Source organism: Chryseomicrobium aureum (genome assembly GCF_043182735.1).
In the GTDB taxonomy this organism is placed as follows: Bacteria; Bacillota; Bacilli; order Bacillales_A; family Planococcaceae; genus Chryseomicrobium; species Chryseomicrobium aureum.
Genome location: NZ_CP171117.1, coordinates 314635 through 336461, shown reverse-complemented (window position 1 = coordinate 336461; position 21827 = coordinate 314635). Strand labels below are relative to the sequence as shown.

Sequence of the window (21827 nt, the reverse complement as noted above, 5' to 3'; positions counted from 1 at the left end):
GATAGAATTTTCATTAAATTACAATAATTTTTAAAGGGGTTGGATAACAATGCGATATGGATTTTGGCTTCCTATATTTGGAGGATGGCTTCGTAATGTCGAAGATGAGAACATGCCTCCCACTTTTGACTATGCAAAACAAGTAATTCAAGCAGGAGAAAGACTTGGCTTTGACACCACACTCATCGCCGAACTTTACCTGAATGACATTAAAGGGCCCGAATCCGACTCCTTGGAAGCATGGTCCACAGCAGCTGCGCTTGCTGCCGTTACAGATAAAATTGAAATTATGGCGGCTGTCCGACCTGGCTTCCACAACCCGGCAGTAACAGCAAAAATGGCCGCAAACATCGACCAAATCAGCAACGGACGTTTCACTCTGAATGTCGTTTCTGCGTGGTGGCAAGAAGAAGCCAATCAATACGGAGGAATCTTCACGGAACACGACGAGCGATACGACCGCACAGAAGAATTCCTGGAAGTCATAAAAGGACTTTGGACGAAAGAAGTCTTCTCTTTTAAGGGTAAATTCTACACTATTGAAAATGCACACTTGCATCCGAAACCGGTCCAAAGACCGAACCCCATTCTGTATGCAGGTGGTGAAAGCCCTCGAGGAAAAGAGACTATCGTTGCAGGATGCGATGCTTACGTGATGCATGGTGGAACGGTCGAGGAAATCAAAACCAAAGTTGACGGCATGAAATCTCTTCGCCACCTGGCTGGGAAAGAGCCATTCAAATCTTTCGGTATGGCAGCCTATGTCATCTGCCGCGATACCGAAGAAGAGGCTTTAGCCGAACTTGAACGCATCACAGATGTGAAGGAAAACAGTGGATATGCCGGTTATAATGATTTCACGAGTAAATCACAACTTGAACAGCAAGTGAAACTCTACGACTACTCGGTTTCCAACCGTGGGCTGAGACCAAATTTAATTGGCACTCCTGAACAGATTGCCAATCAAATAATTGCATTCGAAGAATCCGGGCTTGATCTATTGCTGCTCCAATTCTCCCCGCAACTTGAGGAGATGGAACGCTTTGCAGAAAAAGTCATGCCGCTCGTTGAAAGCAAGAGAGCCCAACGTATAACTAGTTAAAAGGAGGACCTTAAACATGAGCAAAGTATACATTATCCATGAAAATAGCGAATGGACTACCCATTTGACCAATAGACTTGAAGAGCTTCAGGTACCCTACGAAGAATGGCATCTTGACCAAGGTTTGGTGGACCTCACGGAAGCACCGCCTGAAGGCATTTTTTACAACCGTATGAGTGCTTCTTCGCATACACGCGGCCATCGTTACGCACCGGAACTTACTTCCTCGGTACTTGCATGGCTTGAGCACCATGGTCGTACCATCTTCAATGGTAGCAATGCCCTTAGACTTGAACTCAGCAAAGTGCTTCAATATACGGCATTGAACGCTGCGGGCATTCAAACACCGGATACTATCGCAGCGGTAGGTAAGGAACAGATTATCAAGGCAGCTGAAAAACTCGGTGTAAGCTCTTTTATCACCAAACATAATCGAGCAGGAAAAGGCCTTGGGGTCCAGCTATTTTATTCTATCGATGGACTACGGAATTACGTCTATGGACCAACATTCGACGAACCGGTAGACGGCGTCACGCTGATTCAGAAATATATCAAAGCACCTGAACCTTTCATCACTCGGTGCGAATTCATCAACGGTAATTTTCAGTATGCAGTGAAAGTCGACACTTCCGAAGGCTTCGAACTATGCCCAGCAGACGCTTGCCAAATTGACGACTTGTTCTGCCCTGTCGGCGAACAACCGACATCTTCACCAAAGTTCCAGATTATCCAAGGCTTCAAAGAGCCGATTATTGAAAAATATGAAGCCTTCTTAAAACAAAACCAAATCAAAGTAGCAGGAATCGAATTCATCTACAGCGAAGACGGTGAAATCTATACGTACGACGTCAACACGAACACCAACTACAATGCAGACGCCGAGAAAGCTGCAGGCCAGTACAACATGTTGACTCTTGCAAAAGTTCTTAAAGAAGAACTCAATAAACAATATGTTGAAATAAGATAGAAACTCTTTGCCCCGATACCCTCGGCGGATCCAAAATAGAGAAAATCCTATTCGCTGGTTAGTTCACTACTGTCCTATAAGAAAAAGGCTTTGAGACATATGTCTCTAAGCCTTTTTTAGCATCCTTTTCAATTGATTACTAGTAGTCATACCACTTCGGTTTTATCCCAGTAAAATAATCATGATCTTCAATTACTCTGTCAATTTTAGCTAACATTTCATCCATGCTGTCCGGAATAGTCTTTAAAGTCCAAACTACACTAGAGAAAACGCTCATTGCTAAGTAGAGAGAATACAACCTCCAAAACTCGTCATCTGGTTCTTCGTTAGAAAAATAACCTTTAATTTGTCCTACTGAAAAAGGAATACTCACTTCACTACTAAAGATTCCAACTTTAAGGAATTCATGAATAGGGTCTCCCCAATCATGTCGGTTGAAGTCTATGACTCCTGCAAACTTTGAATCCTTTATAATGATGTTGCCCAGATGAAAATCATCATGTTGGAATACATTTGGCCTTGAATCCATAAGATGACTATTTTCATCAATAAAATTCATTAGTTGATGGTCATTTTTTATCTTTGTTCCACACGATAAGTAAGTATTGATATATTTAGTGTGTTTTTCAAGTTTTCTCGATTTCCAAGAAAGTATATGAACGGGAGCAGATAATTGATGCATTTTCTTCAATTCCTGTCCTGCCTCGTATCCAATCGTGTATTGTACTTGGTTGGAGTATTTCGAAATTTCATCCTCTGCATCCGCACCTTCAAGATAGGAAGTAATCATGTATCCTCGATTCTCCACCTTTCCAATTTCAATTGGGCGCGAGCACGTCACATGGAAATTTTGCATCTTTCTTAGAAGAGAAAATTCTTCTTCCTTGGACTCCCACTCTTCTAAATTAAAAACCTTGAGTAAAAACTTTCTGTTATCGCCTGGCATATGTATTAGGTACTTTTCATCTGTTGAAAACCCTTTTTGAATTTCAACTACTTCTCTACAAGAACTTATCAGAGGAATCTGTCGAATAAATGCTTCAATCAACTCGTCACCCCCTATTGAGTATCCTTTAATGGAATGAGCCCTTAATTCTCTCACCCAAGAAATCTGGTTGTATTTCTTCTTCACTAACAGAATTTCCTTTAAAGACTTTGTATGCTTTTGCATTTTTTCTTGAACTTACTACACGAAAGATTCTTTGATTTTTGTAGTGACTCGCCACTCGCCGTCGGAATGAAGCAAATTTTAGGGTTCGGCTTTCCTGCTTGCTTTACTATGTATGTATCTAGCAGAGGGTTCTCAGGTTCCATCGAGAAACCGCCTCCTCCAAGTGCAATGATTTGTTTCACTGTGTCCCTCCCTTATAAAAACCTTACTTTTTATACTTCTACGATTCCAAAACTTTGTATGATTATTTCATAACTTCATCTAGTACTTTTTAGTAGCAGGAATAGGAGCTTTGTAGCGAAATAACACAGCGGAATACCTAAAAGTAGCACAAGTAAACTCATAGAATAGTTATAGAAAAAGAACTTATCCGATACATAGGCTGCAAACTTAAAATATTGAGTATATAAAAGAAAAACAATCAGCCCAAATCCAGCTTGTCGCAGCATTAATTTGTTTTCATTGAATGGTTTCTCTCTTCTCCAATTTTCCTCCATCACTCAAACCCCTCTCCTATTCTCTTAACATAAATTGTAAACTATTAAAAAGAATAGTAAATGTAGCTTTGAAAAAAAGATTGATTAAAAACACCTCACAAACCCGTATTTTATTGTAAATATGAAGAATCCATTTTGAAAAAAAGATTGATCAAAATGGGTTCTTCTCTACAACATTTAAGTTTCGGTTTTATAAAAAAGTTTGATCATTTCCTACCTGTGTTGTTCAACAATCGCGACCGTTCGTAATATAAGGGAGCCTTCCAACATTTCGGCAATATACTCTAAACCGATTTATCCCATTTAGAACTATTTAATTCCTTTCTCTAGGTTTTTCTAATGAGGTAAGATTAAGTTAGACGAGTTTCCTTAATTATTTTTGACAGAAACCAAAAACTGACCTCCTAATTAAAAGGAGATCAGTTCTTAATTTACGTTCAATAAATAGTTCCACAAATCTAATTCTCTAATTTTTTTGTTTTTTAAACCTAGAGCTGCTACCAGGATTATACTAACTCCAGCTATACTCATGGATAGGGTAGTTCCTAACTTGTCTAATGAAAATCCAAATATACTATACCCAACAGGAAGGAGTAAGAGACCTCCAAACATCTGGAAACTAACTACACGACCTAATACTTCTTCTTCAATTAATTCTTGGGTTGCACTGTCCCAAATTATGATAAAAGCTGTTAAACAAAAACCTATAGCTGCTAATAAAAGAAGTGATACTAATAAGGGTGGAGTGAACGATATACCTAATATAAACAGTCCAGATAAGGCCATGAATAAGTAATATAAAATCCCTCGTTTTGATATCCTTTCCAACCTACCGATAAGAGTAGCGCAGATCAAGGCTCCTATTGCCATAGCAGCAAGGAAAATTCCGTAAGTTTGTACTCCATTAAATGAATTGTCTGCATACACTGGTAAGATAATTACATCAAAGGCTGCTATTCCAATGTTTGATAATGAACCAATTAGAATACTTGCTCCTAGCCAAGGCCTCTTTTTAATTGCAGACCATCCCTGGGTGAAATCCTTCCAAAAAGTTGTTTTTTCAGTGGGAGTGTCTTCTGTTTTTTTCTTGGTAGATCGTATGGCTATTAAAGAAACAAAAAGTGCAGATAGTAAGAATGTTATTGCATTTACTGTATATGCAATATAAAGACCGATAGCTGCTACAAGAAATCCACCAACTACCGGCCCAATCATATCACTAACCTGTTGAGAAATAGCTCTTAATGAATTAGCAGATAATAACTGAGTTTTATCTACAATTTGAGGTGTAATACCACGGACAGCAGGTCTATATAAAGTGCTAATTAAGCCGAGAAAACCTGTAAGGAGATACACGTGAATTAGTTGTAGATTATCTGTAAGAAGTAGTACTGCAATTCCAGATACCGCAAGACCTCGAAGAAAGTATGATATTACTAGAATTTTTTTCTTTGGCCAACGATCTACAAAAACACCACTGACAAGTAAAAATATTAGCTGGGGGATGATAAAAAAAGTATGAGCTAACCCTAATTCTGTTGCGCTACCTCCTGCCCGGAAGACTAAAAAGGGAAGACAGGTAATATATATAGCCAGCCCAAACATCGAGATGCTCTGCCCGGTCCAAAGCAAAGAGAAAGAACGATTGTGTAATACTTTCATTATGTTAGGTAGTTTAAGATTCATAAATTACTCCCTATAATCTAAAGGATGAGAGTATATATACTCTCATCCCAGATTGTAGACAAAAGGATTCGAAATCTACCCGATTTCGAATTCTTTCTCTTTTTTTGGCTATTTTTCAGCCAAAATGGCGTGAGCAAAATGGTTGTAGTGCTCATCTTTTCGATATTTTTAGGCCATCTGTGGACCTTTCCAGGTCCATGTGGCCAACTTCTTCAGGTTCATGGCAGCAAAAGTAAGCATCGCCTGCATGGACAATTTTTTTATCCCTCGAAGGGTCGTCCAACGCATACCATGCTTTTCTTTAGCATCCGCAAAGACACGTTCGATGGTCTCTTTACGGCGGTTATATACTTCTTTGATCTCGTGATGGTGACGCAGGTCCTCTGACAGCTCGAGGTAGTCCTCCCAGATATGCCGCTGGATCAGCTTCTGAGGCTTGGCTGCCTGCGTACAGTTCTGCAAGACCGGACAAACAGCACATTCTTTAGGATCCGACGAATACTGACGATATCCATCACGGGTGGTCGTACGATATTTCAGCACCTGTCCTTCAGGACAAAGGTAGCAATCAAAGTGCTCATCGTATACATATTCTTGTTTTTTGAAATAGCCGGGGCGTGTCATCGGTCTTTTATAGGGAAAGGCCGGCAACATCTGGTTCTCTACAAGATAGTTCGCAATCGCAGGTGTCTTATAAGCGGCATCCGCTGCCACTACTAATGGTCTTTTTACATTTTCAATCACAGTGTCGATGATGGACTGGAAAGGGATACTGTCATGGACGTTGCCTGGAGTGACGAGATTCGCGAGCACAAAACCTTTTTCATCCGTGGCTGCATGGAAGGAGTAGGCGAACTGTTTGGTCCTCTCGTCTTTCACGTAATAACCGCTCTCTGGATCCGTCGTCGACTCTTTGATCTCCTTGAACTCTTCTTTCTCAAAAGAATCTGGAGAAAATGGTCGCTTACCGTGTTCCTGCCTGTCCAGGTTTAGCTCCAGTTGGAGCTTCTCTTCATAGGCACGCGCCTCTTTACGGACAGTCTTCTTCGTGAACTTGCGCTTATTCGCAGATGCCTTCACATGCGTCGAGTCGACGAAGACATGTTCACTGCTGAGTAGCCCTTGATCCATGATCTCCTTCAATATACGATAGAAGATCTGTTCAAATAGATCGGTATCAGCAAAGCGTCGTACATAGTTTTTCCCAAACGTCGAGAAATGCGGCACCTCTGAATGGAACCCAAAACCTAGGAACCAACGATAGGCCATATTGGTCTCGATCTCTTTGATCGTCTGGCGCATCGAGCGGATACCGAATGTATATTGAAGGAACGTCATCTTGATGAGCACGACTGGATCGATACTTGGGCGACCTGTTGAAGAGTAGAGGTCCTCGACCAATGGATAGATGAACGAGAAATCGATTGCCGCATCAAGTTTACGAACTAAGTGGTCCTCAGGGACCAGTTGGTCAATCGTCAACATCTCAAGTTGGTCTCTCTGGTTACCAATATTCTTCGTCATCATGGTCGTGTTCCCCCTAAACAGTTGTTAAATCTATTATAAAAAGAAAAAAGACCGCAGACAAACTCAATATTTCATGAGTTTGTCTACAGTCTGGGATGAGAGTATATATACTCTCATCCTTCGAATCATTTATTCTTGAAATCCTGTAAATTTCCATATAGATCCGGTTGGAGCTGAACAAACATCATACTGTTACCATCAGGACTGAAACGTACGCAGGTAGGCATATTTAAACCTTGAATTATAGGGGCAGAAAACCTGTAATCTTTGCTTTCAAAAGGATTAATTTCTAATATTGTTCCTTTATGTGGCTGAGTTACGTATAACATTTTGTTTACAGGATTTTGAATCATCCCACCCTTCCAATCCAATCCAGAAGCAATTAAGTTTCCTTTTTTCACTAAGTCCATGTAATCAGTTTCGGTTTCAGGATCCTTAACAATCTGACCAAGTGCAGAGCTGCTTGACACATTGAACTCTTGACCATCTTCAGTAAAAATCTTTGTTTTCCATCCGGCACATCCACTGTACATGCTCCATTCGTATTCAAAATTATCAGGGAATGATTCTAGCGGTAAAATTCCTTCTAGCCCTGGCATAGGCACAGCAGGAATATTTTTAATCAATACTTCTTTAGAACCGGTTTCAGGATTTATTTTTAAAACTCTATTTGTTGTTATGCTGTCTCTTTCTACAACTTCTAAATAGTCACCTAAGTACGTTAAACTAAATGCCTTTGTAATCCGTCTAAAAAAGGAAAGTTTTCAGTACTATCCCCCCCTAAACTTACATCTATAATTCTATTAGCCCAAGTCTCGCATACATATATTCTCCCATCTTGTAAAGGGACTATACTTGAAGGTCCTTTTAAACCAGAAGCAAAAGGGGCAACGTCTAAGTAATTTCCAGGTTTCGTTATGTCTTTAATGCTTCCAGCAGTTGTCTCAGAAACTAATAATCTTCCATCAGGTGTCCATTCCATGTGTGAAGGGGTCATTAGGTTTGAAGCATGGAGTTCAACTTTCAAATTAAGTTTTGTTAAAGTCGTCTGCATTACTGAAACCTCCCTGATATTTATTATTGCACAAAGCAACACTCTTATATTATCACAATAGTCAGATATTTTAAACCCATAAATTTGTAAAAATGGTTTTTTATAAAAACTTCTCATCTGTTATATCTTTTCAAAAACTATAGTATTAGGATATTGTTTGAGAAAAATTCTATAAAAGAAGAAGACCCTTTGCTAAAATACTGCATAAGCCTTATTCCATAAACGGGCCATTACCAGAGCAACTCTATTGTCAATTCACATTTCCTTAATCCACCTTTTAATTCATATGTTCTTTTACTTTCTATGTAAATAAGCCCCTTTAGATAACCAATCCAAAGGGGTAAAACAGTGTAACTTTTTTAGGGTATTCGGATTTAATAGTGGAAAAGGGCTTATAGTTCGCCCTTCTCCAATTTCTCAATTAAGGTGGAAATGTCGACACCAAGAAGCTCGCCACGCTCACGTTCACGAACAACGCCAACGGGGAACATTTTCTCGAACATCGGATAGTTGTAGTCTCGAAGTTCGTAGTCATCCAAACGTTTCTGATACTTGGGTTTACGTTCCTTTTGAAGTCCTTCTGTAAAGAGTATTTTGGCTCGTAAAGCTTCGAAGGAGTAGCCCCTTCCTAAACGGTTTGTGACACGTATAAGGCTGTTCAGAGACTCCGTATAGGCGTTTGTAATGCGATGGTCGAAGTAGTTGAATATCTCTTCTTCCCAATTCGCCATAGCCTTTGTAAGAGGCTCAAAAGCGGATTGCAGTTCCTTTGGTATCTTGGCTTTCCAATCGTGGTATCTGAGGTACGCTTTCTGTCTGCTGTCGGTATCCCAAATATCGAAAAATGATTCCTTCAAGTCATAAGCAATACCGAGAGAGGGGTGATTCTTCGTCCATAGGTCAAGCGTTATCTTATCCATTTCCGTAAGCTCTTTATGGCGTTTCAAGAGGATAAAGCGGTCGTGCATAAGCCCGCGCCGTTCCTTCGGTGATAAGCCTTCTCTAAGCTGTTTGCGGATGGATTCTAAGGCTTGATTCGCCATACGGACAACGTGAAACTTATCGACGATGATAGTCGCCTTGGGCAGTACAGCTTTCACAGCGTCCTTATACGGTCGCCACATATCCATTGTGACGTATTGTATTCGTCCTCTGTTTGGAAGGCGTGAGAGGTAGCTTACAACCGTTTCCTTATTGCGATTGGGTAGAACGTCTAACAAGGTACGTTCCTCGATGTTGGTTAAAACGCATCTTGGCTTGATAATGTGAATTTCGTCTATTCCAAGCCAATTAGGTGTTTCAAATCGAAGCGTCTCTTCCAGGCGATTGATGTAATCACGAAAGATGTTCCGTATCGTCTTTTCGTTCAGCCCGACATCTTCTGAAATACTGACAAACGTGCGTTTAAGACTTTGCTTCTCGACGTAAGACAATAACCGTTTGGTGCAGTTTCGCTTCTCGTCTATGGTGTGTTCTAATCGTTCCCAAAAAGTTTGATTACATTCACGGCATTTATATCGCTGACGCTTTACAAGAAGCCCTACACGTTTTCCATGAATAGGCAGATCCATACAAAGATGGTCTCTGTTATCATGCTTATACAGATTTGCCACGCATCCACAATGTGGACAAAAAGAAGGTGGAGAGGCTGTCTCCACCTGGATCAGAAAGTCATGTTCATTTTCAGCAAATTGTTTGATATTGAAGTGGGGGAGGTTTAGAATCTCCATTGTGTCACCTTCTACATCTAGTAAGTTAGCTCTTTAAATACTAATCGTTTCTCGTATAACAGATTTTAAACTAATTGAATAATCGTTCTATTCATCTAGGAAACAACCGTTTGATTGAGGGCTTTACTTTTTGATAACGGTAAATCTTGCGTATAAGGCATATCGTAGGCAAGAGCTGTTTCAGCTTTCGCCAATTCTTTCCCCAGATATGCTGCGTGATCCAAACGAGAAAGCAAACCGCGCTTGATTGCTGTATTTGCAATATCACTGGCTAGTTTTCCTTCAATAACTTCATTCAGAGTCCCATCCAGGATGTAATGTTCACACCTAATTGATTTCTTATTTCGATCAAGAATAACTAGGAAAAATCCCTCTGGGTCATGAACCCACTCATCATTTTTAAGACGTTCTGCTTTCACTATTTTGGGTTCTTGAATTATCGGAAGAAGCATTACTGGGTCCCCATTTGGCTTGCCCTCATAAGCACGAACTACCTGATGCAATCGTTCGACATCTCGTGTTCCAATTTCATCAACGATTTTCACTCGTTGGCGAAAAATTTCGATCTCTTTCAAGGTAATATTCTTGAGCACCGGGCGAGGTCCAACTGCGCCTATAATCCGATACTTATCGTCTATCCCATTTTCTTTTAATGACAAAATGGCTTGCCCTGCTTGATGACCACGAGAGTCGCGCCCACATAGTATTAAGTGTGAAATATTGGGATTCGCGGTAACATTTCGAATCAAGCGTTCTATTCCTAGATTTTCTGTCGATAAGGTACCAACAATAGATATATGATTTAGTAATCCGGAACCTTGTATTTCGGACGGGAGATCTGTATCGGCTAAAGTACATATTGCAACAAAAGATGTATCATTTCCGACTAGATAATTTCCTTCTGCTATTGGCCATTTTTGTTCCTGCTGGGTCGAGGGGGAGGCCACATTGCTATCGTTGGGATCCACTGTTCCACAAACGGATTGTTTCTGAACTTCGGTTTTAAGTTCACAGCTGCAATTTGAGGGGTGCGTATTCTTCGATTTATTTTCATCACAACCACATGCTGTATTATTTACTTGTGGTTCACCTTCGCACGAATCGTCATCACACCCACACGCAGTACTGTTTACTTGGGGTTGACTTCCGCATGCATTGTCATTACAGCCACATGCAGCTCCATTGATTTCAATTTCATTCGATCCATTAATCAATGAACTAAAATGATTGTACGGCTTAATTGGGAAACAAACTTCACACCCAAGACAGTTATGTCTAACTTTGTTCCCTTCGTCAACCCACTGTTTTAAATCCAGTTGAACTTCTTTTGCAATCGGTTTATCTATATCTTCTAGATCTTGCTCAACGGCTGTCATCACGTCAAGTACACATTCACATCCTACACATTTAGGGATCTTTCGTATTGTGTCTAATTGTTTATGAATGCTTTTAATGCCTTCTGTTATGCCCATCATCAACTCTCCTTGTATGCTAATCAATTATTTTTGATTAGAATGCCAATCCATAGGTAAATCCTCACCAATGATAAAAAATTTCATCACTCGTTACCTATGGCATTGGCTTTATTCATCTGATACTTCCGGAGAACCATCGCATTTGCAATAACAACCAAGGCGCTTCCTTCGTTAAGAAGCAAACCTGTAGTCAGGCTCATCACTCCGGTCAAGGCTGTAACAATAAGGAGGGCTACAAGAGCTAATGAAAACCCGATATTTTGATGTATTTTCGCAACGGTCTTACGGCTAAGTTTGATCAGATAAACCAGTTGATCCAAATTATCCTGCATCAATGCGATATCAGCCGTTTCCAAAGCAACGTCTGTCCCTTGGATTCCCATCGCGATCCCCACATCGGCCTGAGCCAGTGCAGGCGCATCGTTTACACCGTCACCCACCATCGCAACAAGACCGTACTTCTTTTGCAGTTCTTTAATCGCTGTAATTTTATCTTCCGGCAGTAATTCTGCCCGTACCTCATCCACGCCAAGTTCCCGGCCAATGGCTTCACCAGTAAGCCGGTTATCGCCCGTAAGCATGACGATTCGTTTTACACCGGTAGTTTTCAGACGTTGAATCGCTTGTTTTGCGTTTTCTTTCGGTCGATCCGCTATCGCGATTAATCCAAGTACAAGATCAGCAGTTCCCAAAAGCGTGACGGTCTTTCCTTGTCCTTGAAGTGTTTCAATTTGTTTTAATTGATCTTGATTCAGTTTTACATTCAATTCGCTGAACAACCGGGGACTGCCGATATAGTATGTGGTTCTATTTATGCTGCCTTTAGCTCCCCGTCCGGTTAATGTGTCGAACTCTTCAACACCTGGAAGATTTATGTTTCTTTTTGAAGCTTCTTGAAGAATTGCCTCAGCCAAAGGGTGTTCAGAAAGTTTTTCAAGCGCACCGGCAATTCCCAGCAGTTTTTCTTTTGATAAATCGGAGACAGATACAATATCCGTTACCGAAGGCTTTCCGACGGTTAATGTACCCGTTTTATCAAATGCGACCACTTGGATGTGACTGGCCGTTTCCATATAGCTGCCGCCTTTTACCATAACCCCGTTTCGCGCCGCATTTCCTACACCAGTTACGACAGCTATTGGAACTGAAAGCACTAGAGAACAGGAGCATGAAACAACCAATACGATTAACGCTCTATATAGCCACGTGTCAAACGGTTGGCCAAAGAAAAGGGTTGGTATAACAACCATTAAAACGGCGATCACGAACATGATCGGCGTGTAGACTTCACCAAAGCGTTCACTGAAACGTTGTGCTTTTCCTTTATCTCCTTGTGCATTTGCCACTAATTCAATGATTTTTGACAAGGTGGTATCCTGCGCCAATTTCGTCACTTCAATTTCCAAAGCACCGCGGCCATTCATTGTGGAAGCATATACTTCATCGCCTGATATTTTTGCAACCGGAACGGATTCTCCTGTGATTGTCGATTGATCCGCTGTAGACGTACCGCTTACAACAACCCCATCTACTGGTATTTTCTCCCCTGGTCGGATCAGAACCCGATCGCCAATCTCGACTTCATCGGCTAGTATGCGAACTTCGCGGCCTTCCCGTAAAACGGTTGCTTCCCGGGGTGCCAGTTCCACAAGCGCTCGGACGGAATCCCTGGCTTTATTTACTGCATAAGCTTCCAACACTTCACCTAAGGAGAAGATGACCACAAGACCTGCGGCTTCTTCCCACAATCCCAGATAGATGGTCCCGATAACTCCGACAATAAGCAGAGTATTTATGGAAAGTTTTCTCCTTCTCAAGTCCATCCATGCACTCTTGGCTGGGTAAATACCCCCAATAATAATTGCAACACCATACAATGCAACAGCCCATATTTCCGGTAAACCTAGGAAAAGTTCTGAGATTAATGTAAAGACTGTTGTGATCCCTGAAATAATCAGCAATACCGTTCTTGGTTGTTTCCACCATTTTGACTTACTCATGTTGAGCCCTCCCTTTATCATTGTCTAATTTCAAGTCAAATCACTATTCATCAATTTTTTTGATTAGGAATTTATGTTTAATCAACTTTCCCTTTCTCCTAGGAAAATAAGCTTTCAATTATAACTGCAAGCCAAGTTTTTGATTACGCCAGGTAATCGCATATATATTAGGATCTCGGATCAATTTATTATTTAACGACTGGATGTCCGATTTTCTTTAAATTTTCCTCGATTTTTTCACGGGGCAATTGAGAATCATCATATGTGACGGTTAATTTCTCAGCAATAAAGTTTACCTCTGCTTTCTCAACCCCGTTTAGCTTCGCTACCGTTTTTTCGATATCCTTTGCACAGGAAGGACAATCCATACCACTTACTCGAAGAACTTCTTTCTTCATTTATTCCATTCCTCCTTAATTAAAGGTGTTTATCAACTTTTTTTGATTTGAATAACATAAGTAATTCCAATTTCATTCTAAAAGGCAAAAGATTACCTGGCATAACCAAAAACTTAATAATGCAGTAACAGTTGAACGGGTTTCATGAGTAACCGGGACATCGTAAGTTGTTAATCTAAGAATCCCCAATACAAGTCAGAGTATTATGACATCAAAAAAAATTGATGTGAATCTTAAAATAAAAAGCCAGCACCGAAACACTCGCTTTTTATCATTGGGACAAGGCATGAACCTGTTCCAATATTTTAGGATTTCGAAGGCTGTAATGACTCCATGAACCGTGGATTTCGCGATCGATAACTCCAGCGTCAAGCAATATTTTAAGGTGATACGATACTTTGGACTGGCTCAGGTCCAATAATTCTTCAAACTCACAGGTGCACAAATCAGATTGCTTTGAAAGCAAGTAAACCATTTTTAAACGAATTGGATCACTAAAAGCCTTTGTCACAGAAGCTATTCTTTGAATTGCCTCTTCTTGTGGAAGGGGCACATCACCTCGACGGACTCTTGGAATATCCGTTATGCATTGATCCAAGGCCCACACCCCCTAATCAATTTTTTTTGATATGTTTATGAATCCATAATACTCCTGTCGAAAACATAAGTCAACTCCGTCCTTGACCTCTAGTATATTCTTTATGCTTGCTGCATATAGAGGAAACCATCCGAAATGGAGATGTAAAATAATCACAGTTACTAATTGCAGTAACACAATCTAGCGCAAAAAAAAGTACGTTGATTTCAACTATTTAATCCGATTTTATACTTTAATATCTGTGCTTAACTTTTCACCATAAAATCCGAATAGCCCTTTTTTATTATTCCCAGTTACCTCCACAAAGACTCCTAAAGCCTATTTCACCCATTTAACCCGTTCCTCTACAAGAATTCTATTTATTAAAAAAACTCTAATGATTAAGGATTACACCAATCACAATAAGCAGGTGAAGAGGTTTTAACACCATCCTGGCGCGGAAGAGTTTCCCTAAAATCACAGATTGGACAACCATATACTTCGTTTGATATTTGTTTTGACTTTAACCCGCAACCTCCACAGGGCAATCCTTTAACATAATCAACAATCCCCCATCCGGGGCATGAACACTTCGGGCACAACGTTGCTAACCGTCGAACCATTTTTTCTGCAAGTTCAGTGATAACCTTCATTCTAGTGGGGTTCATATGTGCCCTCATGTCAGTTTGAATAAGTGCCTGACCGTCAGTGGAAGCAGAAGCGCAACGTTTAATGGCTTCCTTTACGTCATCTATTTGGTTTAATCCTTTGAAGGTTAATCCAGGTAAAAACTCGGAATTCGGACTTACAATAAGTGCATGTGCAGGAAAATCCGATTTCAATAAAAAATCATCCATATCATTCCATGTTGAAACTGTTTTTGAAGCATAATTGGTCTTAGTACTTAACGTATGTTCTACAATCTCAATTCCACGTTCATTGTCAATCCATATAAGAATTTCATGATCCTGGGCGATAAAAGGAAAATTATCATAAGGTCCAAAACTTCCTTCATTCGCAATACCATACGGTAGTCCAAGATGGTCCATTCCCATTTGTACTTTTTTTCGCAGCGTCTCTAATGGTGTCCCCTTACGCTCTATTTCACCAGTAAAAGTCCCCAAACCATCGGTATTTAACCCTTCAGGAGTAACAATTGAAAGCTGTAACAGATTATGAAAGGGAGGACCAATAGCCAGCTCTTTTCCGTGCATAGTCGCTAAAACTGCTTTACGACCAGAATATGGATGATCTGCGTAATGTTGTTTTTTGATCATAGTTTTTCAACCCCAACCATATTTAAATATACTTGTTATTGATGATCCACAACTCGCGTAGACACACCATTAACAGTATCTATCAATAGGCCATATACTCTAATTTCCGAGGGCATCAAAGGATGCCGACGAATCAAGTTTACAGACTGTTTAATACCATCTGTGACTGTTTTGCTTCCCTCTATCCATTGAGCCATATCGTTTGCTGTAAATCCAGGGAAACAATGTTTAAAAAGATATTCTACGGTTTGAATCTTAACCGCTGGAATTTTTGTTTGTATGACTTTGGAAATTAAATTACTAGGGTCCGAAATAGATTCATTTCTATCTGCTGACCCTATAACGAAAATTTCCTCTACATTTTCTTGATAAACTGCTATAATTATGTTACGCATGAGACTATCGTATGGTTCTGAGATAACCGGGCCATAGCTTTTTAATACCATTATTTGTTCCGGGAGAAAATGAGACGCAGAATTTAACCATTGTTCCAATGGTTCCTCCATCCCAACTATACATAATACTTTTTTCCTATTGTCTGGGTTAGTTGAAATAGGTTCATTTTCGATTTGTTGATTATTAAATATTTTATCCGCAAACATGATCAACACTTCCTTTCTTTATTAATGATAGAAATTATTGAAGCCATTGTGCTATTGAATAATAAAGCGGTATTCCGAAAATCAAATTAAAGGGAAAAGTAATCCCTAGAGACAACCCTAGATAAATGGATGGGTTAGCCTCAGGAACTGAGGTTCTTAATGCGGCAGGAGCAGCAATGTACGAAGCACTTCCAGCTAGCACCCCCATCAATGTAGTACCTCCTAGCGAAAGACCAATGTAATTCCCGACAAAAATCCCCAAAATGCCGGATAATACAGGCATAAAGATTGCAAAGAGCAGGATTTTCCATCCATGTTTTTTCACTTCAGGAAGCCTTTGACCAGCGATCACACCCATATTGAGTAAGAAGATCATCAAAACACTTGGAAAAAGGTCTATAAACAATGGCTTAACAGCAGGAAGAGCACCCTCACCCGCAATCCATCCGATCACAAGACTTCCCAGCAAAAGCAACACACTTTTTCCAAACAGGCTTTCTTTAATCACTTTTGTATTAATTAAACCACTGACCATTGGCTTGCCTGCAGTGAATCTGATATTTTGTGACAAAGAATGCCCTTGATTTTCTTCATTCAGTTTCAACAAAAGCAAGGAAACAAAAATAGCTGGACTTTCCAGTAGAACAACTAAGACATTCATAAAACCTTCATACTTTGTTCCAAATTCACTAAGAAACGAAATAGCAGCTCCGTAGGTAACAATACTCACCGACCCGTATGTCGCAGCCAGGCCGATGGCATTCTTAAAATCCATTTTCATGAAACGGAGGATAAATAACACGATTATAGGTATAAAAGTACCTAAAAACAGGGTTCCGAGGATAGGTTTTATAACAGTGCTCAATGAATAATGGGAAAGTTCGATTCCACCTTTGATTCCTATCGCTATCAGAAGATATATGCTTAACGTTTCACTTAGCGCCGTTGGAAATTTTAAATCTGATTTCACCATTGCTGCGAGTATTCCAAGTGCAAAAAACAACACAACTGGAGATAGTAAATTTTGAATAATAATATCAGTCACTCTTTAGTCCTCCGATTCTACTACCAGTGTTGACCGACGATATATAATCCCTTTAGCATGTAAAATAGCTGGTTTATCTTCAACTTACCCATTCTATATTCTTAAAAGGGTCTTTTAAAGATCTCCCAAGTTTGATTTTATTAAGACTTTAGTTTTTCCTCTAAATTACACGATAATTTAAAGACCATAATTCGTTCACCGGTTCTTGTGCTAATATCAGTGTGAAATATCATTACTTCTTCACCGGTTTTATCTCGAATGATTTCATCTAATTTGTCTCGACCTGATTCCACCAAGTGAGAACGAATTTGTTTGATCGACAACAATCCTTCCGTTGTTTCAGAGAGCTTATATTCAGCGGGTGTTAAGACTCCTTTCAAAACCACAATTACCATGTCGCGGAGAATATCGGTCTTGACCGTAACGGATCCGCGACCTAGAAAATCCTTCTCCCATTGCGATAATGCTTTGCTGATTTCTGCTTCTATTTGACCTTTTGTCATATTGCCCCCCCTAACAAAAAAATCAGTATGAGATATCACCAAATATAGTGATATCTCATACCGATTTATTTCAAACTAACTACAAAAGTCTTTAATTATATTTTCACAAGGACAATGACACATTACCCAAGTGCTAATACATTTTCCCTTTGTAGTTATATTGATAATCTATCGTAGCTTTTTATTGTAAATTTATTCTACCTTTAAGCAGTTCGGTTGTCAAACTCAAAATATATCTATATGTTTCTTTATCAGTTGGCAATCTCCTATTTGAGATATGCTAAGCGTTTGGATTCAAAGGGCCAAATTTACTCTACACCCCTCACTCCATCATTGGATGGGACATAGTTTCCCTATGTTCAAACTTTAGACCAGTACTAGTACTTTCGGAAGTTCATCAGTTCCTACCCCTGGGAACTATTCTAACCTTGTCTAGTTTATTAACCGTGCGGCATATTCGTTGGTATACCTTTTAGCCAATATTTTTAGCTGGTGTAGTTCCAAATTTTTTTCTGCACACTATTTAGCTTGGGTCTGACTGACCACTTGCCCTAAAAAGAGCAATCGGCTGTTCAAATTCCTTCCTTATCACAGTGTTTTGGACATTAAAAGACATCCTCTAGTAAATATTCCTTGAGGAGGTTATCGTATAAAAAAGAACCGGCCGGGTTTTGTCCGGTTTTACTTATTACATTTTTCTTAGATATACAACTCGAATTTAAAATGACTATAAATATTTGTAACATTAGCAAGGTTTATATAACTTTTTCTTTGATTAACTAGCCCGATTGCGGAAGAACACTAATGTTTTAAAAGTGTGTTCTTTTAAATTAACTTATTTAACAATATATTACTCCTATGACGAATACCTTTAGAACTATGCTTCGCCTTCATCACAATAACACCTCGATTTTCAATGATTTTCAATGTTTGACTCGTCCATGCGCCATTGCTATTAACAAGATTTACAAGTAAACAATGATAAATAGCATTCCAGTTATGAGTATTAGGCGATGATAAAATCAACATCGACAACGAACGATTCTCACGCTCTACTTCTATAATATTAAATTGCTTTCCATTTGTCATATGTACTTTAGCAATCACATATCGTCTTTTCGTAACACCATCACTTAACTTTGTAAATTTACGTTCTCCCAAGCCTTCCGGTAGCACATCGGTAAATGCTCTAATTTCCACTACATTTGGATGCTGTTCCATTACTTTCAACACATTAATAAAATCATTTAGCTCACCTTGAGCCTGGATTTCGTGCAACATTTGATGCTCTAGCCCTCTTGCTAGATGTTGACCTCCACTATCTGCTGTAGATCGCATTGAATCATTATTGCCATAGTATTTCTTAGTATTTTCATCTTCTTTCGTTCGCTGCTTTGAGGAACTACTTTTAATTCGTTTGATTTTAGGTACCAATGTATATTCATGTTTCAACTGATTCATTTGTACAAGATCAAAGTCTTCCGTGGAGCCATCGACTTGTTCATCTAATGTAAGGCCCTCTTCATCGTCCATTTTATTTACGGCGCGATAAGTATATTTCTTCGCCTCATTCGATTTCACTTGATCTTGTATTTCTGGATGTGAAATTGAGATATGTTTGTATGGAATATATTTATTTTTCACATTTACGATTTGTAGAACTGTCCACGAATTATTATTCTCTTTTACACGAACCGTTATGGTAATCGATTGTGTAAGGCCCCATTCAAATATCAAAGCCTTTTCCTGCAACCAAGTAAAGGCTATATTTTCATAGACTTGCCGTAAATCACGATTCGTTAGTAACCAAACCAATTGATAAATAAAACCTGTTTTGGTGTATTTCAGTTCATAAGATGATGAAAAGCTAAGATGAATTTTATTAGGTTCGTATGTTTCAGTGAAGAATTGAGGAAATGAATTCGATTCAAACAAGCGATATAAAAGAAAGCCGTTCGGAGCTAAAATGCTACGCAACACTTCAATGACTGGTAAAATGACATTCTTGCCATCAAAAGAGAACACGAAACTACGGGAAGTTGCAGAATCACTGCTTCCTTGAATAGACCAAGGGCGTTTGTGATATTTAACACTATTAGGATAAATAGTCATATCGATTTCTTGTACACCTTTAGGAACTTGACTAGCCGTAATGATGCCATCAGTATAATAATGTTGGATTGCTAGGCATGGTAATGTACCCCAATCCATTAAAATACCTTCTGTACGACCTTGTGAGCGAAAATAAGCTTTAATCATCATTTTATGATCACATCGGAATGGCTCACCAATCCATATCAGTTGTGCTTTTTCACCTTTTGCAAAAGGCCAAGCAATTTTAACCTGTTGTTTGCTCATAACTTTTCACTTCCTGTTTTGTTCGTAAATATTCTTCCAAATACGGTTTTATTTCATGAAAATGATGTGACTTAACAGCACCAATACGCTGTACCTTCCATAAAACAACTGGTTCTTGCCCCTGTAACATTCGATCAATAATTTTACAAAAACGTCTGATATGGAATTGCTGAGTAGATTCTGTAATTTCAGATAGGAGCTTTTTAGTCTGGGGTAGCTTATCAAGGTGTTTCTCCAAGTTAGATAATATTCCAAGTCGTTTTCCAACAATCGAGATTGTAATCCGAATAGGTTTATCTAGTACGATTAGTTCTTTATAAAGTTTTTTTACTTCAGAGCAGTATTCCCGATCACGTGAGGCCCAATCGACAATTGCTTGATTATTCTTCTTCTCATGAATTTTAGGCAACTGTTCAAACAGCCACTCTTTATCGTGACGATACAAGTAGATATATTCTTTTGGGAAACACTGACGAATTTGAGTTCTTAAATAACTTGGGTATTGCTGCATTCCTTTTAATAATTGTTTTCGATTAGTCAGCAACATCGAAGGGATATCGTTTTCTGATAATCCTTCTATTTTTATCTCTGAAGAAAGATATTTTTTAACCGTTTTCGAATTTACACCAAGCATTTTAGCTAATGTTCTTGTACTGGACGTTCCTTTGGCTTCCAATTCATGTAATTTAGCCTTCCAGACGTCTCCAAATGCTTTTACACGTCCAATACGATATTTATCTTTAGATAATCTATCAGGGCCTTTTCTAGCGTAAATAAAGCCACAAGAGCATTCAAACGTACCAATGGGTGCTTTTGATTTAAAATCCCTCGTAACATTTACTTCAGGAATTACAAATGCCTTATAATGATTAGCTGCTTTATTTAAACAAGGCCATGGACCACTACCGAAAGGACCTATATCAGCTTCACCTTGTAAAAAGGAATCTACATCTTGTTCTAAGAAATAAAGCATAAGCAAATGACGGAAAGGATGCGCATGACGTTTTAGATTGCGTGTAATGACCTTCGGCCAATTGTACTCATTATCAACATCGATTGCTGATTCATACTTAACTAAAAATCCTTTTGGAAACTTTGATTGAAATGCTTTGTATAGCTCCTTTTGCCGAATTCGATTAGAGGTTGTTATTAAATTACGCTCTCGTAAAAGAGCCCGATATTTAAGATTAATAGATCCCCTTGAAAATTGATGTATTGGAACTTGTAGCAGTTGATAAGCCATCTTTGCTAAAGCAATTTGAATGGCTACAAACTCTTTTGGTTCAACTTCTTGAATCTTTGATAAGTTCATTAGCTTTTTATCGAATCGAATAAACTCTATTCGACTCTGCTTTGAAAAATCGACAGGATACTTCTTTAATTTCAATTCATGATGCGCACAGAAATCAATCCCTTGTAGTTGATGCTCACGATGAATATAGGGTTCTCCATGTTGCTCAATATCACTAGCTGCACATTCCGGACAATAATAGAGTCCGTCCTTTTTACAAATACCTCCTGCGACCATTCCAAGTCTTGTATAAAGTCCTTTTCCATCACCTTGAACATCCTGCATAATTTGTCGTTGCTTCTCCTGTGATAGAAAAGGAGCATAGAAAGGATAAATTGTATGCTTGGCTAATAAACTTTCTAACGAATAATGCGTGCCCATCTGTTTAGCGAGAGAATTAAAATGGCTACCAATCTCAACACTCGGAATCACTGAACGACTTTGAAATACTTCTTCTAACGTATCTTTGCAATCAATATTCCCACTGTAAAAGTGATAACGTGCGACCGCCGAATATATCAATTCATCTGGATATGGATCAGTAAAGAATGGCAGCATCTGGTTTCC

Annotated in this window: 18 protein-coding genes and 1 pseudogene; 2 read left to right on the top strand and 17 right to left on the bottom strand. The window is 39.2% G+C overall.

Going from position 1 to position 21827, the window contains the following annotated elements; all coding sequences use genetic code 11:
• Positions 1-49 precede the first annotated feature (49 nt).
• Both ACF3OH_RS01860 and ACF3OH_RS01855 read left to right on the top strand, forming a co-directional pair.
• Complete coding sequence (locus ACF3OH_RS01860; protein ID WP_392455511.1) at positions 50-1102, top strand: LLM class flavin-dependent oxidoreductase; 1053 nt, start codon at positions 50-52, stop codon at positions 1100-1102.
• 16 nt (positions 1103-1118) lie between these two features.
• Positions 1119-2069, top strand: a complete 951-nt coding sequence (locus ACF3OH_RS01855) for a RimK family alpha-L-glutamate ligase (RefSeq protein ID WP_392455510.1) — start codon at positions 1119-1121, stop codon at positions 2067-2069.
• Positions 2070-2208: 139 nt separating this feature from the next.
• Here ACF3OH_RS01855 and ACF3OH_RS01850 read toward each other — a convergent pair whose 3' ends face one another.
• From ACF3OH_RS01850 to ACF3OH_RS01770, 17 genes and pseudogenes are all read right to left on the bottom strand, one after another.
• On the bottom strand, positions 2209-3117 hold the full coding sequence (locus ACF3OH_RS01850) for an aminoglycoside phosphotransferase family protein (RefSeq protein WP_392455509.1): 909 nt from the start codon (positions 3115-3117) through the stop codon (positions 2209-2211).
• A 167-nt stretch (positions 3118-3284) separates the two neighbouring features.
• Positions 3285-3422 (bottom strand): annotated as a pseudogene (locus ACF3OH_RS01845) (Type 1 glutamine amidotransferase-like domain-containing protein); the annotation flags it as partial.
• A gap of 741 nt (positions 3423-4163) precedes the next feature.
• Positions 4164-5423, bottom strand: a complete 1260-nt coding sequence (locus tag ACF3OH_RS01840; protein ID WP_392455508.1) for an MFS transporter — start codon at positions 5421-5423, stop codon at positions 4164-4166.
• 168 nt (positions 5424-5591) lie between these two features.
• The gene (locus ACF3OH_RS01835; protein ID WP_392455507.1) at positions 5592-6950 is read right to left on the bottom strand and encodes an IS1182 family transposase; all 1359 of its coding nucleotides are present in this window, start codon (positions 6948-6950) and stop codon (positions 5592-5594) included.
• A gap of 125 nt (positions 6951-7075) precedes the next feature.
• Positions 7076-7576, bottom strand: coding sequence for a hypothetical protein (locus tag ACF3OH_RS01830; protein ID WP_204591145.1), 501 nt, complete (start codon positions 7574-7576; stop codon positions 7076-7078).
• Positions 7577-7671: 95 nt separating this feature from the next.
• Complete coding sequence (locus ACF3OH_RS01825; RefSeq protein ID WP_204591147.1) at positions 7672-8004, bottom strand: hypothetical protein; 333 nt, start codon at positions 8002-8004, stop codon at positions 7672-7674.
• Between the two features lie 392 nt (positions 8005-8396).
• Positions 8397-9734, bottom strand: coding sequence for an ISL3 family transposase (locus ACF3OH_RS01820; RefSeq protein ID WP_029594550.1), 1338 nt, complete (start codon positions 9732-9734; stop codon positions 8397-8399).
• Positions 9735-9829: 95 nt separating this feature from the next.
• The gene (locus ACF3OH_RS01815; RefSeq protein ID WP_051627662.1) at positions 9830-11206 is read right to left on the bottom strand and encodes a DUF4346 domain-containing protein; all 1377 of its coding nucleotides are present in this window, start codon (positions 11204-11206) and stop codon (positions 9830-9832) included.
• Between the two features lie 86 nt (positions 11207-11292).
• The gene (locus ACF3OH_RS01810) at positions 11293-13209 is read right to left on the bottom strand and encodes a heavy metal translocating P-type ATPase (RefSeq protein ID WP_392455506.1); all 1917 of its coding nucleotides are present in this window, start codon (positions 13207-13209) and stop codon (positions 11293-11295) included.
• 188 nt (positions 13210-13397) lie between these two features.
• Positions 13398-13607: a heavy-metal-associated domain-containing protein gene (locus tag ACF3OH_RS01805; protein ID WP_029594547.1), complete on the bottom strand. Its 210-nt coding sequence runs from the start codon at positions 13605-13607 to the stop codon at positions 13398-13400.
• Between the two features lie 271 nt (positions 13608-13878).
• The gene (locus ACF3OH_RS01800; RefSeq protein ID WP_051627660.1) at positions 13879-14205 is read right to left on the bottom strand and encodes a helix-turn-helix transcriptional regulator; all 327 of its coding nucleotides are present in this window, start codon (positions 14203-14205) and stop codon (positions 13879-13881) included.
• Positions 14206-14585: 380 nt separating this feature from the next.
• Positions 14586-15461 (bottom strand): DUF6671 family protein, encoded by an 876-nt coding sequence (locus ACF3OH_RS01795; protein ID WP_392455504.1) that lies wholly within the window; start codon positions 15459-15461, stop codon positions 14586-14588.
• A gap of 35 nt (positions 15462-15496) precedes the next feature.
• Positions 15497-16063 (bottom strand): carbonic anhydrase, encoded by a 567-nt coding sequence (locus tag ACF3OH_RS01790; protein WP_204591151.1) that lies wholly within the window; start codon positions 16061-16063, stop codon positions 15497-15499.
• Positions 16064-16097: 34 nt separating this feature from the next.
• A complete protein-coding gene (locus ACF3OH_RS01785) occupies positions 16098-17108 on the bottom strand; it encodes a sodium-dependent bicarbonate transport family permease (protein WP_392455503.1) in 1011 nt (336 codons plus the stop codon).
• 140 nt (positions 17109-17248) lie between these two features.
• Positions 17249-17611: a DUF2294 domain-containing protein gene (locus ACF3OH_RS01780; protein ID WP_204591155.1), complete on the bottom strand. Its 363-nt coding sequence runs from the start codon at positions 17609-17611 to the stop codon at positions 17249-17251.
• A gap of 825 nt (positions 17612-18436) precedes the next feature.
• The gene (locus ACF3OH_RS01775; RefSeq protein WP_342526792.1) at positions 18437-19969 is read right to left on the bottom strand and encodes a Tn7-like element transposition protein TnsE; all 1533 of its coding nucleotides are present in this window, start codon (positions 19967-19969) and stop codon (positions 18437-18439) included.
• On the bottom strand, positions 19950-21818 hold the full coding sequence (locus tag ACF3OH_RS01770) for a TnsD family transposase (RefSeq protein WP_342526793.1): 1869 nt from the start codon (positions 21816-21818) through the stop codon (positions 19950-19952). Before ACF3OH_RS01770 ends, ACF3OH_RS01775 begins: the two co-directional genes overlap by 20 nt.
• Positions 21819-21827 lie beyond the last annotated feature (9 nt).